General features: G+C 59.6%; 11 protein-coding genes and 2 pseudogenes. 9 read left to right on the forward strand and 4 right to left on the reverse strand.

The features are described from left to right. Positions 1 to 60: 60 nt before the first annotated feature. From JCM25146_RS09705 to purM, 3 genes are read right to left on the reverse strand one after another with little or no spacing between them, the layout of a single operon-like run. Positions 61 to 1,383 (reverse strand): RsmB/NOP family class I SAM-dependent RNA methyltransferase, encoded by a 1,323-nt coding sequence (locus JCM25146_RS09705; protein WP_025827637.1) that lies wholly within the window; start codon positions 1,381 to 1,383, stop codon positions 61 to 63. A 40-nt stretch (positions 1,384 to 1,423) separates the two neighbouring features. Further along, complete coding sequence (purN, locus tag JCM25146_RS09710; RefSeq protein ID WP_025827639.1) at positions 1,424 to 2,047, reverse strand: phosphoribosylglycinamide formyltransferase; 624 nt, start codon at positions 2,045 to 2,047, stop codon at positions 1,424 to 1,426. After that, entirely contained in the window at positions 2,044 to 3,126 is a 1,083-nt protein-coding gene (gene purM / locus JCM25146_RS09715; RefSeq protein WP_025827641.1) for a phosphoribosylformylglycinamidine cyclo-ligase, read from the reverse strand. The genes purN and purM overlap by 4 nt, the downstream gene beginning before the upstream one ends. Positions 3,127 to 3,233: 107 nt before the next feature. Here purM and JCM25146_RS18580 point away from each other — a divergent pair. The 9 genes and pseudogenes from JCM25146_RS18580 (at position 3,234) to JCM25146_RS23825 (ending at position 14,005) form a co-directional block, all read left to right on the forward strand. Continuing rightward, positions 3,234 to 4,009: pseudogene (locus tag JCM25146_RS18580) on the forward strand (chromosomal replication initiator DnaA). Between the two features lie 157 nt (positions 4,010 to 4,166). Then, a pseudogene (locus JCM25146_RS18585) lies at positions 4,167 to 6,450 on the forward strand (RNA degradosome polyphosphate kinase). 90 nt (positions 6,451 to 6,540) lie between these two features. Further along, positions 6,541 to 8,031 carry a Ppx/GppA family phosphatase gene (locus JCM25146_RS09735; protein WP_025827643.1) on the forward strand — a complete coding sequence of 497 codons (1,491 nt, stop codon included), beginning with the start codon at positions 6,541 to 6,543 and terminating at the stop codon, positions 8,029 to 8,031. A 172-nt stretch (positions 8,032 to 8,203) separates the two neighbouring features. Continuing rightward, positions 8,204 to 10,525, forward strand: coding sequence for a cache domain-containing protein (locus tag JCM25146_RS09740; protein WP_025827645.1), 2,322 nt, complete (start codon positions 8,204 to 8,206; stop codon positions 10,523 to 10,525). Further along, positions 10,522 to 11,421, forward strand: coding sequence for an MlaE family ABC transporter permease (locus tag JCM25146_RS09745; protein ID WP_025827647.1), 900 nt, complete (start codon positions 10,522 to 10,524; stop codon positions 11,419 to 11,421). Before JCM25146_RS09740 ends, JCM25146_RS09745 begins: the two co-directional genes overlap by 4 nt. A gap of 1 nt (position 11,422) precedes the next feature. Next, positions 11,423 to 12,124 (forward strand): P-loop NTPase family protein, encoded by a 702-nt coding sequence (locus JCM25146_RS09750; RefSeq protein WP_025827649.1) that lies wholly within the window; start codon positions 11,423 to 11,425, stop codon positions 12,122 to 12,124. After that, the gene (locus JCM25146_RS09755; RefSeq protein WP_025827651.1) at positions 12,124 to 13,074 is read left to right on the forward strand and encodes an MlaD family protein; all 951 of its coding nucleotides are present in this window, start codon (positions 12,124 to 12,126) and stop codon (positions 13,072 to 13,074) included. Before JCM25146_RS09750 ends, JCM25146_RS09755 begins: the two co-directional genes overlap by 1 nt. Beyond that, entirely contained in the window at positions 13,071 to 13,595 is a 525-nt protein-coding gene (locus tag JCM25146_RS23820; protein ID WP_242401040.1) for an outer membrane protein assembly factor BamD, read from the forward strand. The genes JCM25146_RS09755 and JCM25146_RS23820 overlap by 4 nt, the downstream gene beginning before the upstream one ends. 23 nt (positions 13,596 to 13,618) lie before the next feature. Next, positions 13,619 to 14,005 carry a hypothetical protein gene (locus JCM25146_RS23825; protein ID WP_242401041.1) on the forward strand — a complete coding sequence of 129 codons (387 nt, stop codon included), beginning with the start codon at positions 13,619 to 13,621 and terminating at the stop codon, positions 14,003 to 14,005. Positions 14,006 to 14,136: 131 nt separating this feature from the next. Here the strand turns inward: JCM25146_RS23825 and JCM25146_RS09765 are convergent. Further along, positions 14,137 to 15,236 (reverse strand): hypothetical protein (locus JCM25146_RS09765; protein ID WP_206777541.1); only part of this gene is annotated, 1,100 nt, incomplete at its 5' end.

Genomic DNA, 15,236 nt, shown 5'->3' on the forward strand with positions numbered 1-15,236 from the left:
ACTGGAGAAAAACGGATTATGCACTTTTACAGGGCATCTGCCCAAGCAGCGGGCAGGCCATTAAAGTGCGCGGGTAAAGCGGGCAGCAAAAAAACCATCCATGCCCCCTTTATCCAGCCACATGCCGGGGTGGGTGCGTAGCCAGCCCTCGGGGGTTAAGGCTTCTGGCAGAAAGGACAGTTCTTCCGCTGTAAACGGCATGGGGACCAGACCCATGGCCTGCGCAGCTCGTGCGCGGGCGGGGCCTTCCTCTTCCTGCAAGGAGCATACGGCATAGACCAGTCTGCCGCCGGGGCGTAGCATATCCCGTGCTGCGGCCAGCAGTTTGTCCTGCATGGCGGTCAGGGTTGTCAGGTCGCGTGGGCGTTTGACCCATAGCACATCGGGGTGGCGTCTGGCTGTGCCGGTGGCCGAGCAAGGCGCATCCAGCAAAATGGCGTCCAGCGGGGCGTCCGGCTGCCATGTGGAGGCATCGGCCTGTAAGCAGCGCACGTCCAGCCCAAGGCGGGTCATGTTTTCCTTCAGGCGGAGCAGGCGGGCGGGGTTGTTCTCAACAGCTGTAACCTCAGCCCCGGTTATGGCGAGCTGGGCTGTTTTGCCACCGGGTGCGGCACACAGATCGGCCACGCGTTCGCTGGCCTGCACATTCAAGAGGCGGGCGGGGAGAGTTGCCGCGGCATCCTGTACCCAGAAAGCCCCTTCTTCATACCCGGCCAGTTCGGTCACCCGTGTGCCTGCTGGCAGACGGATGGAGCCATTGGGCAGGGCAATGCCGCCTTCGGGCGCCTGTGCGCCGGGGCGTAGGGTTATATCCAGAGGGGCTTCGTGGCTGATGCCCTGCGCTATGGCGCGTGGCACGCCTTTGCCAAGTCCCGCCCATGATGTCCACAGCCATGAGGGGATATCCAGCCGGGGCTGGTCCAGTCCTTCGAGCACACTGGGGCCGTTGCCAGCAACGCGGCGCAGCACGGCATTGGCCAGACCGGCAAACGGCGCCAGCTTGCGCCGGCGTAGCAGAGAGACCGTGGTGCCAACCGCTGCATGTGGTGGTGTTTCCAAAAACAGCAGTTGCGCGCAGCCCATCATCAGCGCAACCCGCACGGGTTCGGGTGGTTCCTTTTTCAAAAAAGGTTCCAGCACTGTGCGCAGTGTGCCCATGTGGCGCAGGGTTGCCGCCGCCAGACGGTGGGCCGCAGCACGGTCACGTGCTTCTGCCTGATGCGCGGTAGCAGAGCGGGAGAGGCTGTTCTCCAGCATCCGGCGGTGTTCCACCACGCCGCACAGAATATCAAACGCAACATCCCGTGTTGGGTCGGGCTGTGGGGGAGCAGGGCGGAACTTGCCACGCGGTTTGGAAGAGGAGGGGCGCGCTGGTGTGGTCATGGGGGCAGAAAAACCGTTCGGAAAGCAGGGTATAAGGTGGCTATGCCACCACAAGCGCAGCACTGTTGGCCGCTGTTGCCGGGTTTTGCGTTAAAAAATGCCGCAAGGCCAGCGGATAAAGCGCATGTTCCTGGCGCAGCACGCGTGCTGCCAGCATATCGGCTGTGTCATCTGGCAGCACAGGGACTGCGGCCTGCCCCAGAATGGGGCCTTCATCCATGCCTTCGGTAACCAGATGCACCGTACAGCCATGCAGGCGCACGCCCGCTTCGAGCGCGCGCTCATGCGTGTGCAGGCCGGGGAAGGAGGGCAGGATGCTGGGGTGAATATTCAGCATCCGCCCGGCCCATGCGTTGGTCAGGTACGGGGTTAGCAGGCGCATGTACCCGGCAAGGCAGACGGTCTTTGCCCCGGCCTCTTCCAGTGCAGCATGGATGGCGTGTTCGTGTGCTGCGCGGTCCTTGCCAAAGGGGCGGTGGTCAATTGCGCGCGTGGGTAGGCCCGCCTGACGTGCCATTTCCAGCCCCGGAGCATCGGGCTTGTTGCTCAGAACAAGGCAGATACGGGCGGGAAAAGCAGGGTCGCGCGCTGCATCAATCAGGGCCGTGGCATTGCTGCCACGCCCGCTGAGCAGAATGGCGACAGGTGTTTTGGCCGTGCTCATGCCGCCCGGAAATCCGGAGTGACCTGCATTTTAAGGTCGGGCTTGGCATCCGGGCTTTCGGCTTTGGCAATGGAGCCGATACGGAAGGCTGGCTCGCCCTGTTCGGCCAGCATGGCCAGAATTTTTTCTGGTTCGGGGGTAATCAGGATCATGCCAATGCCACAGTTGAACACGCGCAGCATTTCCGCCCCGTCCACATTGCCGGTACGGGCCAGCCATTTGAACACGGGGGGGATGGGCCATGTCTGGTCAATGACCGCGTCCAGCCCTTCTGGCAGCACGCGCGGCAGGTTGCCCGGCAGGCCGCCGCCTGTAATATGGGCCGCACCATGCAGCAGGCCTGCCTTGTGCAGGGCCAGCACGGAGCGCACGTACAGGCGTGTGGGCTCCACAAATGCCTCGCCCAGTGTGCGGCCGGGGGCAAAGGCTGCGGGGTCGGTCCATGTCAGATGGGCGTCGGCTACAATGCGGCGCACGAGCGAAAAACCGTTGGAATGCACGCCCGAGGAAGGCAGGGCGATGAGCGTATCCCCTGCGGCAATGCCTGCGGGGAGCAGGGCTGTGCGCTCGGCTGCACCAACGGAAAAACCTGCCAGATCGTAGTGACCATCGGCGTACATGCCGGGCATTTCGGCCGTTTCACCCCCCACAAGGGCGCAGCCGGAGAGTTCGCACCCTTTGGCAATCCCACGCACCACCTTGGCGGCAGAGGCAACGGACAGACGGCCCGTGGCAAAGTAATCGAGGAAGAAAAGCGGCTCGGCCCCCTGCACGATCAGGTCGTTCACGCACATGGCCACAAGGTCAATGCCCACTGTTTCATGCAGGTCGTTGTCAATGGCCACGGTCAGCTTGGTGCCCACACCATCGGTGCAGGAGACCAGAACAGGGTCGGTAAAGCCTGCGGCCTTCAGGTCGAACAGAGCGCCAAAGCCGCCAAGTCCACCCATGGTGCCGGGCCGGTCCGTGGCTTTGGCGGCGGGGCGAATGGCGTCAACAAGGGCTTCGCCTGCCTCAATGTCCACGCCGGAATCACGGTAGGTGAGGCCGGAGGAAGGGGTGCTAGGAGAAGACGTCATGGGTGCGCTCTTGGTCCGAATGAGAGTAAGGTCGATGCTGGGAACATGTTCAGTTTAGGATTCCCGCGAACAGTCTTTACGGCAGGAGACGCGGCGCGCAAAGCGGCATGACACGGTTTGATGAAACAAAAGCATCTTCCATGACCTTAAAAGAGGGCGGGAAGCGGCACATAAGCGAAGGAGACGCGGTGGCGCAGATTGCTTTGCCATTTGTGTACCGCCCCCGATTCGGGCGGTCGGATTTTGTTGCAGCCCCCTCCAACGCGGCTGCGCGCGCATGGGTGCTGGACGCGGAAGCCCCATACCGCTGGCCCGAAGGCGCATGGCGTTATGGGGGGAGGGCGGCACGGGCAAGACGCACCTGCTCTCCATCTGGGCAGGGCGGTATGGCGCGCCTGTTATGGCGGGGGAGCAGTTGAACGAGCCTGCGGTGGCCGCCCTGTTCGAGGAGGGAGGGTTTGGAGCCGTTGCTCTGGATAATGCAGACCGCGTACCCCATGAGCACGATCTGCTGCACCTGATCAATCTGGTGCGTGAGCGCCGCGTGTTCCTGCTCATGGCCGGGCGCGAGCCACCTGCGCGCTGGCCTGCTGCACTGCCAGACCTTGCAAGCCGCCTGCGCGCCACGTCCTCCGTGCCCGTGGGGCAGGCGGAGGAGGACCTGCTGCACCGGCTTTTGCTGCGCTTGCTGGCGGAGCGGCAGATTGTTGTTGCCCCACAGGTGACCCGCTGGCTTTTGCGCCATCTGCCGCGCCGCGCCAGCGCCGTGCGGGACTGTGTTGGCGCGCTGGATCAGGCGGCCATGGCGTCGGGCGGAAAAGTCACACGGGTGCTGGCTGCCAGTGTGCTGGACGGACTTTTTGCTCCCGAAGGAGAGGGGTGAAAGGAATATTTCAGTTTTGTGACATGATGGCGATTTGACGCCTTGGAACATTTCGGCGCTACGGTGTTTGGGATATGCTGAACATGTTTGGTTTTGTGGGCCACGAGTGGTTCTATGAAACAAATGCGGTGATGAGCAGGAAAGGGAGCGCAGGCAAGTGGCGGTACAGGACAAAAAAAAGGCAACCCCCGTCAGTCGCACGCGCGCGCCAGCCAAACGTGCCCCCTCCCGCACCAGAACCCGCTCCACTGTCCGTGCCAAAAAAGTGGTGGAGCAGGCCATTACGCTGCAAACGCCCTCGCGCTTCATCAACCGCGAACTGTCATGGCTCGACTTTAACCAGCGCGTGGTGGAGGAGGCGGATAACGCCCGCAACCCGCTGCTGGAGCGGCTGCGTTTTCTGTCCATCAGTGCCAGTAATCTGGACGAGTTCTATTCTGTGCGGGTGGCAGGCCTTGTCGGGCAGATACGGGAGGGGCTGACCGCCATTTCCCCCGATGGGCGCACACCGGCCCAGCAGTTGGAGGCCGTGCGTGAGCGTTGCGCCAGCCTGCTGCGTGAGCAACAGCGCATCTGGGTGGAACTGCGTGGGCTACTGGCGCAGTCCCACGTCACACTGTGCGAGACGCAGGATCTGGATGATACGGACCGTGAGTGGCTGGAAACATGCTTCATGGACCGTATTTTTCCAGTGCTGACCCCCCTTGCGGTGGACCCTGCACACCCGCTCCCCTTTATCCCCAACATGGGGCTGGCTCTGGCTTGCGGCTTTTGTACGAAGGTACGGGCCTGTTCGCCATGAATGCGCTTATCCTGCTGCCAGCGCAGGTTGAGCGTTTTATCCGCCTGCCGTCCTCGGGCGTGCAGGTTGCGGGAGATCCCGCGCGTGTGCGTTTTATTCGTCTGGAAGACTGATTTCTCTCTTTATTGACCGGCTCTTTGCAGGGCTTGTTGTGGGCGAGAGCGGCGTGCTGCGCGTTGTGCGTGATACGGACGTGGAATTTGAGGATGAGGCAGAAGACCTTGTCCGCTCGTATGAGAGCGCGCTCAAGCGCCGCCGCCGCGGGGTGGTGATCCATCTGGACATGGAAAAGCGCGTGCCTGCCGAGCTGGCGGACGCCATTGCCTCCGACCTTGACCTGCCCGCGGACGAAATTGCCGTACATGCGGGCATGATCGGCGTGGCCGACCTCAAACAGATGATTGTGGATGACAGGCCGGACCTGCTCTTCCCCCCTTACACACCGCGCTTTCCCGAGCGGATACTGGATTTTAACGGGGATTGTTTTGCCGCTATCCGGGCAAAAGACCTGCTGGTCCACCATCCGTTCGAAAGTTTTGACGTGGTGGTCCAGTTCCTGCGGCAGGCGGCACTCGACCCCAACGTAATTGCCATCAAGCAGACCCTGTATCGCACATCGCGGGATTCCCCCATCGTCAAGGCGCTGATCGAGGCGGCAGAGGCGGGCAAGTCCGTGACCGCCATGGTGGAACTGCGCGCGCGCTTTGATGAGGAGGCTAATATCCGCCTCGCCCGTGCGCTGGAGGCTGCAGGCGTGCAGGTGGTGTTTGGCTTTGCAGACCTGAAGACTCACGCCAAGCTCAGTCTGGTGGTGCGCAGGGAAGGGGCGCAGGTGCGCTCTTACGCCCATTTTGGTACAGGCAACTACCACCCTATTACGGCGCGCATCTACACCGATCTGTCGTTCTTTACGTGCAACCCGGCCCTTGCACGAGATTCTGCGCGCCTGTTCAACTACGTGACCGGCTACGCCATGCCTGCGCAGATGGAGGAGATCGCTTTCTCCCCCATTACCATCCGCAGCACGCTCAAAACGCTGATCGAGGAGGAGATCGCGCACGTCAAGGCAGGCCGCTCCGGCACGATCTGGCTTAAAATGAACGCGCTGGTGGACCCCGACCTGATTGACTGCCTGTACCGTGCATCCTGCGCCGGGGTTAAGATTGTGGGTGTCATACGCGGCATCTGCTGCCTGCGCCCCGGTGTTGCCGGGCTGTCGGAGAATATCCGCATCAAGTCTGTGGTTGGGCGTTTTCTGGAGCATTCGCGGATCTTCGCGTTTGGCAACGGGCACCGCCTGCCCTCGCGCCATGCCAAGGTCTTTATTTCTTCCGCCGACTGGATGACCCGCAACATGGACTGGCGGGTGGAAAGCATGGTGCCTATTACCAACCCCACCGTGCATGCGCAGGTGCTGGACCAGATCATGGTGTCCAACATGCGCGATACCCTTCAGTCATGGATTTTGGAGCAAAATGGCGTGTGGCGTAGGCTGAGTGCCGGTGCAAAGCCGTTTTCCTCCCATGAATGGTTCATGACCCATCCCTCCCTCTCGGGGCGGGGGTCCGCTGCGCATGAGAGCCTGTCCAGAGCGCCTGCATCCCTCTCTCAGGCCAAAGACCTGATGCTGGATGACTGATAACGGGGTTTCTTTTTCCGGCATGTCGCGTATGTCTGTGCACTTTCAGAGTGCCGGGCAGCATAATGGCCTGTGCGGGAACGGCTGGTAATGGAGACGGACATGCAGCGTCGTTCAGCGGTGGTTGACCTCGGGTCCAATTCGGTCCGTCTGGTTGTGTTCGAAGGTGTGTCGCGCAATCCGCTGCCCATTTTCAACGAAAAAGCCGTTCTGCGGCTGGGGCGTGGGTTGACCACCACAGGCCGCCTGAATGAGGAAGGCGTGGGCATGGCCATGGAGGTGCTCAGTCGCTTCCATGCCATTGCGCGGGCCATGCAGGCTGACCCGTTTGAGGTACTGGCCACGGCTGCGGTGCGGGATGCGACAAACGGCCCGGCATTTGTGGAAATGCTGCGCCAGAGCATGCCCGGTGTGCCGGTGCGTATCCTGTCTGGCAAGGAGGAAGCTGACCATTCCGCCATAGGCGTGATGTGCGGTATTCCCGGTGCGGACGGTCTGGTGGCGGATGTGGGGGGTGGCTCGCTTGAGTTGATCCACCTGACCGAAACCGGACGGGACGATGCCACAACCCTGCCCTTGGGCATGATCCGCCTGGCTGATCGCAGCGAGGGGGATCTGGATGTGGCCAAGCTGCTGACCGATCAGGATATTGATAGCGTGGAATGGCTGTCACGGGTCAAGGGGCAGCCGCTGTATCTGGTTGGTGGGGCGTTCCGCGCCCTAGCACGTTTGCAGATTGCGCGTACGCAGTACCCGCTCAACATTGTGCATTATTATACGCTGGACGTGCAGGAAGCGCGCGAGATGACCGGCTGGCTCCAGAACAGCTCCCGCCGGAGTCTGGAACGTCTGCCCGGTGCGCCGCGCAAGCGACTGGATGATATTCCCTTTGCCGCCGTGGTCCTGCGCAGGCTGATGAAAAAAATCCAGCCAAGCAAGATCGTGTTCTGCGTGGATGGCCTGCGTGAAGGGTGGTACATGATGAATGTTGCCCCCAGCTACCTGCCGCAGGACCCGATGGAAAGCGTTGCGCGCGATATGTGCGCGCGCTTTGGCCGCAGCAACACCTTGCCAGAAATCCTGTGGACGTGGACAGGGTGCATCAAACCCGATGAAACGGCGGAGGAGCAGCACCTGCGCCGCATTGCCTGCTGGCTATCTGATATAGGAAGTCACGATCACCCCGAATACAGGGCCGAGCAGACTTACCTGCGGATTTTACGTGTTCAGGGGGCGGGGTTTGACCATCGTGCGCGGGTCTGGCTGTCTTTGGCGCTGGCGGTCCGTTATTCGGTAGATATAAGCGCGCCTGCTCTTATGCCCTCTTTTGCCCTGTTGAGCGAGGTAGAACGGCGCGATGCCACGGCCTGTGGTCTGGCCCTGCGTCTGGCCTATTCGCTCTCAGGCGGGGCGGGGAGCCTGCTGGAAGGTACATCCCTTGCGTGGGAAGGGCAGGAACTGGTGCTGACCCTGACCTCCGCCCGTGTGGCCGTAAAGGGCGAGAGTGTGCGGCGCGGGCTGGAGCGCCTCGGCCAGACGCTTGGAGTGCAGACACGTTTTGAGGTTGAACTGTCGGTCTGACCTGCCTCCACCCATTGGGGGTGGACAACAGGGTTGGTGACAGGCACGTTACCGATTATACATCTCTGTTGTATGCAAAAGCGGCTGCCCGCCAGCATGCCCCCTGCTGCATGCAGGATGATGGTGGCGGGGGCGTGAATGCACATGACCAACAGGCAGTGGAATTTGGTGCGTGTCTTCTGAAGAGATCATAGACCCGACAGTCCAGCACAATGCATCCGTTCGGCGGGTGCTGCTGCACATGGTCCTCCCCTTCGTCCTGATTATCATGACAGTTGGCGCCATTGTGTGGGTTGGCATCAACTCGTATCGCACGACCAGCGAGGGTGTGTCGGTGCTGACGCGCGAGCTCATGGAGGCAACGCAGCAGTACATCGGGCAGGAAGTGGGGGATTACATTGCCCCCTCGGCTGCGGGGAACCTGATTGCCGGCGGCATGATCGAGCATGCTCCCCCCCTTGTCTCGGACAAGGTGTTCTACTCCTACGGTAGCGTCATGCTGCAGAAAATTCCGCAGTTGCAGTCTTTTTATCTGGCGGATGATCTGGGTAATTTTACACTGATTACCCGTTCTGCCACCAAGGATGTGCTGGACCATGTGCGGCTGGTGACGGGAGCGGATGGTAAAAAGTTTCTCCAGCATACGCTCTACAATGCAGCGGGGCAGGTAGTCGGGCATTATGATGCTCCGGCCGATAACTATGACCCCCGGACCCGCCCGTGGTACAAAAACACCGAGAACAAAGACACCATCCAGTGGACACAGCCTTATCTGTTTCCATCCGATAAGCAGTTTGTCATGACCAGTTCGCTCCGCTTCAAGCGGGACGATGGGCATGAAATGGTTTTTGCCACCAATATTTCGCTCAATGAGCTGAGCGCGTTTTTGGACAAGATCAAGATCGGCAAGAGTGGCAGCGCCATGATTGTGGATGCAAATGGCAGGGTCATAGCCGGGCGGAATCTGATGCAGCATGCGCAGGCCGCAGGCTGGGACCCGGACAAGATGGTGCTCGACCCCAAGGACTACCCCGTTTTTGCCTTGGGTTATGACCATTACCGGGTGCGTGGCTTTGGCCCCAAACATGTGGAATGGGACGGAAAAACCTATATTGCCATGGCATCGGCCCTGCCGCGCTATTCGCAGGGTTGGGTTTTGCTGATTGTTGCGCCAGAGAACGACTTTGGCAGCTTTGCGCACCAGAGCAGCAGGCAGAGCTTGCAGTTTGCAGGCATTGTCACGGTTTTCTCCCTTCTGCTGGGTGGGTTGTACCTGCGCCAGCTCCGCAGGACAGAGGCTGGCAACCGCAGGTTGTCCGTGCACCAGTCGCAGGTCGCGCAGGAAAGTGGTGCGCTACAGCAGGTGGCTGTAACCCCCCATCTGTTTGACCCGACAGCCGAACCACTGGTGATTACGGAGCAACTGGCACAGGTTACAGGTGCACGCCGCGCCAGCCTGTGGCGCTTTCTGCACGATGGTGCTGCCATGGTCTGTGATGATACCTATGACCGGACCCAGAACACCCATTCCGGTGGGTTTGAAATGGGGCGGCAGGAACTGGGCAAGTTCTTTGACGCGGTGGAGGAGGGAAATTCCTTTTTTGTCTCCAACGCGGCAACGGATGAACGGACCACCCGTTTTGAACGGCTTGTCATGCGCGAAGTCAGTACGCATGCGCTTGCGGTTTACCCTGTGCATGGTCCGCATGGCACATTGGGCATGCTGGCGCTTGAAGAGCCTGTCATGCTGCCGCACCTGCTTTATTTTGTAGAGCTTATGGCCAGTATTGCAGGCACGCGCTTTGCCGCACAGAGCGCGCTGGAGGCCCAGCAGAGCCCTGCGGTGGCGGGGAGTGGGCTGCCCGCGCCCAATGCTCCCCTTGGACCAACCAAGTCCGATAACCTGCTTATGCGCGCGGATGGAATGGCAGCGGTAACAGGGGCCAGCATTTACCCCTCCGTGGCTGTGCTTGTTGTCAGCTTCTCCGACCCTGTTGTGGAAGGGAACAAGGAGACCGCAACCCTTATCGCCCTGATTAACCAGCTGGCCACACAGGTCCAGAGTGTGGCGCAGGAAGAGCAGTTGTTTGCGGTGGAAGTTGCCGGTCACCGCATGATCTGCATGGCGGGCTGCACAACGGAGCCCGACCCTACGGCCCTGTTCCGTCTGGCCAATGCGGCGCTCAAAATGCGTGAAACCTTTATGGGAGCACTGGCTGCGGCTGATCTGGAGCCGGTGTTTACCATGGGTATGGATTTTGGCCCCGCATTTGGTGGTGCAGTTGGTCAGGCACCTACGGTGTTCAACCTGTGGGGGCAGACTGTGTCTCTCGCGGAACTGATGGCCGAGAGCGCTATAGACCCGGGCACCATTCAGGTGACGGAGCGGGTTTATGCCAGCCTGCGTGACCGGTATCTGTTCCGCAGCCGTGGTTCGTTCTTTGTGCCGCATCTGGGGCTTGGTCGCGCCTATACACTGGCAGCGCGCCGATGAGTGAGGAAAACTCACAACCTACGCAGTCCTCCGCCCCCCCGACCGACACAACGCGTGATCCGGTTCTGGCAGGGCAGACGGGTGGCGGCAGGGTCTTCGCGCCCATACAGTGGGCACTGGGCAAAATGGCATGGATCGGGCGGCTGACACGCAGGCAGGCCCGCTTTTTGCTGATTATGCTGGGTGCGTCATGGGGGGTGATTTTCGAGAGTTTCCGCGCTCATTCATGGCGCAGAACGGTGCGGTACGAATTTATCAGCACCATGAATGGCATTATCCGTGGCGGGTTGATCGCCACCATGTTTGCCGGTGTGCTGACCGGGGTGGCTGCTGTCTCGCAGGTTATTTACTGGCTGGGCCTGACCGGCCTTGCCACCATGACCGGCTCAATCCTGATCAATATCGTGGTGCGCGAAATTGCCCCCATTCTGGTGGGGATGCTGCTGCTGGGGCGTAACGGCATGCTCTCCACGACCGAGTTGGGGCTGTTGAGCATTGGGGGGGAAATCCGCTCCATGCAGGCTGTTGGCATCGACCCGTTTTTGCTGCTGGTGCTCCCCCGTACTCTGGCTTTTACCGTGGCGGGGTTTACGCTGGGTATCCTGTTTTCGTTCGCATCCCTTGTGACCGGTTATGTGATGAGCCGCATGTCCGGTGTTATCAATAACCCCGTCTGGGTTTTTCTGGATGACGTGGCAACGGCCATGTCCGGGACGGATTATATTATTATTCCGCTCAAATTCATTACCGTTGGGTTTGTGGTGGGGCTTGGAGGATGCCTGACCGGGCTGACCGCCACAAACGAGGATTCACTGCGCACACTCCTGCCACGCGGTTTTTCCCGCGGGATGCTGATTGTGATGGTGGTGAGCGTTCTGTTCAGTCTGGACCTGTAAGATGGATGTTTACACTTCCGGCCCACTGCTCGAACTGAATAAGGCCATCCCCTCGTTTGATGAAAGCGGGCTGCCCCCTGTTCCATTCAGCATGAAGCTGATGCCCGGTGACTGCATGGTGGTGGAGACGCGCGACGTTGGCCACGCCACCATGTTTGCGGACCTGTGCAGTGGCCTTGTCCCGCTGGATGATGGGGCCGTGCGGTTTATGGGGCTGGACTGGACCGATCTGGGGGATCGTGAACTCAATGCCCTGCGCGGGCGCATTGGTCGGGTGACACACCGGGCAAGCTGGCCCGAGTTTGTTCCCATCCACCTTGCGATCGTGCTCCAGCAGTTACATCACACAACCCGTCCGATTGATGATCTGGTGCAGGATGCAGCCCATCTGGCAGAGCGCTTTGGTCTGCCTGGCCTGCCAACGGAAAACCCAAGTTTTTTGCCCGAGGATGACCTGCTGCGCGTAAGCTGTGTGCGGGCTTTTCTGGGGCGTCCGCATTTATTGCTGCTGGAAGACCCTATTGAGGGTGGTCCGGCGGAATTGAGCAATTCTTTTCTGGCTGCAATAACCGAGGCGCGCGATAGGGGTGCCGGGGTTATCTGGCTGGTAAGGAATAACGCAGTCTGGCAGGAATATCGGCAGGGTATTACCGCAACCTGGCGGCTTGCAGATGATGGTCTTGTAGCAGTACGGATGGGATAATGTTCCAACTCCGCTTACGACAGAAAGTAAAACCGCTCATTTCTCTGCGCTATGCGGATGAATGGGTCGGGTTTCTCGTGCTTCTGAGCATACTCATTTTTGGGGGCGCGGTTATCGAGGCTGGCGTGCTGCGTGACTGGCTGACCCCTCCGGCACGGTTGCGTGTTGTGCTGCCCGCATCGGGTGTTGGCGGGCTGACCGTAGGGGGCGATGTGCAGCTTATGGGGGCCCATGCGGGGACCATTCGCAGCATCAAACTCAATCCGTCGGGGAATATGTATGCCATGGTCGATCTGGACCCACAGGCAAAGCCCTTTATCCGGCGAGACAGCACAGCCCTTATCCGCAAGCAGCTTATTGTGACGGGTGCATCCTATCTGGACCTCAGCCGTGGGCATGGTGACCCGATGGACTGGAGCTATGCCGTTATTTCGGCAACGCCGGCACCCAACCCCGCAGACCAGATTACGGCAACTCTGAACAGTATTCAGGCTGAAATCATGCCTGCTCTAGCCAGTGCAAGGCACATGATGGCGCAACTGGATGGTACCATTACCGACATGCATGCCGGCAAGGGCACAATTGGGCAGTTGATGACCAATGACCAGCTTATCCGCCAGTCAGAAGCTACGATTGCCTCTTTGGATGCTGTGATCGAGCGGCTCAAGCCGATTGAAAAACAGGTATCGGGGATTATGGCCAAAACAGACGCGACCATGGGCAACCTCAAATCCGCGACCAAGGACGTCAAGGATGCAACGCCGCATCTGCCTGCCATTGCCAGCAATGTGGAAGCCAGCACGGCGGACCTGCCAGCTATGCTGGCGCAGGCCCAGACAACGCTGTACGGGCTGCAGCAGTTGACTGACCAATTGCGCGGCATGTGGCTGCTGGGCGGTCAGAAGGTCACACACCATAAACGACTGGCCCCCAAACAGGTGCGGCCATGAGACGGCTGAGACACATGCTGCTGCTGGCTACACCGCTGGTGTTGGTCGGGTGTGGCGCAAGCCAGAGCAAACCCACAGCGCTTGATGATGCAGCATGGGACCAGGCCATGGCGGCGGGGCGGGATTCGTTTGAGCTGGGGCGTTACACGGTTGCCGTGTCCCAGTACCGCAAGGCCGCCAATCTGGCTCTTGTGCGTGATGATGGATCTGCTGTGGCGGAGGCAGGCTATGACCTTGCCGTGTCCCAGTTGGCAGCGAATACGCCAGCGGACGCGTTGCAAACAACGCAGGCAACCCGGCAGGCTGTACAGCTCCGCGGGGGGCAGGAGCAGTTCTCGCTTGATCTGGTGGAAGCTGCCAGCACTACAGGCTTGGCCATTATGGGCAGGCAATCCCTCTGGCAAGCCATGCCATGCTCTCGCCCGACACAGGGGTTGCGGCACGGGCGGCACTTGTTCTGGGCCTTGCTGCGGATGCGCAGGGCGATCAGGCGGGGTTACAGAGTGCGGCATCCTATCTGAGCACCCTCAAAGCACCACTTTCTGTGACACAGCAGGCAGACAGGGCCGAAATTCGGGCTCGTGTGCTGCGCAGGTCCAACCCTGCGCTGGCCGAACAGCAGGCTGAAGATGCAGCCTCTCTGCGCCAGAGCGAAGGGTCATACCATGATATGGCCCGCGCCCTTGCCCTGGCCGCGCGGATAGCGGCCAGTCAGGGCGATCAGGCCAAGGCGCGCGTGCTCTGGGCGCGGGCGGCGCAGAGTGCCGCGGCCCAGTCTGGTGCGCTCAACAGGGCAGATGTGCAAACGCTGGCGCATGGTGCGTTGACCAAAGGCAATGCGATCCCGCCAGAGGATGATGCGCAGGTATGGGCACGTAATGCCGGAAGTGTTGTGCTTCGACCGTTCGATGAAGGAGCGGGAACACCATAAGGTGGCGTTCCATGCTGTAAATTACCCAAAAAATGGGATGAGCCTATTGCAGGCTTACCCCACAACCAAAATGGACTGCGCTGCCCCACATTGACGGCTGCGGGGCGGCATTAACCCTGCGCTACTCGCATTTATTGCGAATGGGCCTGCTGCAATATGTCACCAAAGTTAAAAACCGTTACATTGCCGGTGTTGGGTATGTCTGTTGCGTATCCGACACCGGCGGTTGATACCTTGGCAAGATTGGGCGAATGCCGGGCATTCAGCAAAACCCAGATAAGGCTTTTTGGTAACCACATTTGAGAAGAAGACGGGAGGCCGAACTCGTCATACCGTAAAAAAGGTGCCAGTGTTTCTTCCCGCCGTGCCAGAACAAAATATACGGATGCAGCATTGTCGAAGTTATTGATTTTAGACAGATATTGAGCCGTTAGGCGCAGTTCGGTGGACTGGGGTTTGGCAAAGCCGTTTTTTACATCGCTATGGGCAATCCATGCGCAGAGTATAAGCATGACGCTCATGCATGGCGTCATATACTGACTGGCTTTTATCGTCTTTAACCACGACCAAAGTGCGATGGTAAAATAGAGTAGGAGCAGACTGGTTAATGCAGACTGGGTGCGATACGCAGCCCAGTTCTCCTGCACAACAAGATTGGGCAGATAGCTGAGCGGAACCAGAAAGATGCAAATAAGAACTTTCTGATACTTGAAGTATTGACTAGCTCTGTAATGAACAACAAAGCCAGACACTATAAAAATAAGAACCAGTATGGATAAGAGAGTGCTGCCCTTGGCGTAGGGAAGGTCTAGCGCATTACGTAAGGCTTTAAGCAAAAACCATGTAATTTTCCCACCTATGTCAGATACCAGAGCCGTGCGGTTCATGGGGGGTATTGCATGAAAAACAAGAGAGGGGAGCGCCTTGGTTGCAATAAAATCAAGAATTAACGCCCCGGCCATAACTGCACAGGTTGTCAATAATACCTTGAGTGCAGGGAGCGGTTTGTCAGACGCAAGCCATGCCGTGCCTGCAAAGACCCAATACATCATTGCGGAAGGCTGGTAGGTACAAATGGCAAGACCAAGCAGCAGGAACGAGAAGAAAAGCCTCTGCCACTGTTGTTTGGGGTTGTGTTGTACAAGACGGTAACTCAAGCCAGCTATAAAGCTAGCCCAAGGGAAAGGGAAAGTTATTGACCACGCCGAAAATACTTGAAAGGCTGGCATTA

The organism is Acetobacter okinawensis JCM 25146, from assembly GCF_000613865.1.
GTDB lineage: Bacteria > Pseudomonadota > Alphaproteobacteria > Acetobacterales > Acetobacteraceae > Acetobacter > Acetobacter okinawensis.

Bases quoted from the DNA above. Each gene is read 5' to 3' on its own strand.
- purM (WP_025827641.1), bottom strand. From the start codon at position 3,126: ATGACGTCTTCTCCTAGCACCCCTTCCTCCGGCCTCACCTACCGTGAT.
- JCM25146_RS09735 (WP_025827643.1), top strand. From the start codon at position 6,541: ATGGAGACGGACATGCAGCGTCGTTCAGCGGTGGTTGACCTCGGGTCC.
- JCM25146_RS23820 (WP_242401040.1), top strand. From the start codon at position 13,071: ATGAGACGGCTGAGACACATGCTGCTGCTGGCTACACCGCTGGTGTTG.
- JCM25146_RS09705 (WP_025827637.1), bottom strand. From the start codon at position 1,383: ATGACCACACCAGCGCGCCCCTCCTCTTCCAAACCGCGTGGCAAGTTC.
- JCM25146_RS09755 (WP_025827651.1), top strand. From the start codon at position 12,124: ATGTTCCAACTCCGCTTACGACAGAAAGTAAAACCGCTCATTTCTCTG.
- purN (WP_025827639.1), bottom strand. From the start codon at position 2,047: ATGAGCACGGCCAAAACACCTGTCGCCATTCTGCTCAGCGGGCGTGGC.
- JCM25146_RS09745 (WP_025827647.1), top strand. From the start codon at position 10,522: ATGAGTGAGGAAAACTCACAACCTACGCAGTCCTCCGCCCCCCCGACC.
- JCM25146_RS09750 (WP_025827649.1), top strand. From the start codon at position 11,423: ATGGATGTTTACACTTCCGGCCCACTGCTCGAACTGAATAAGGCCATC.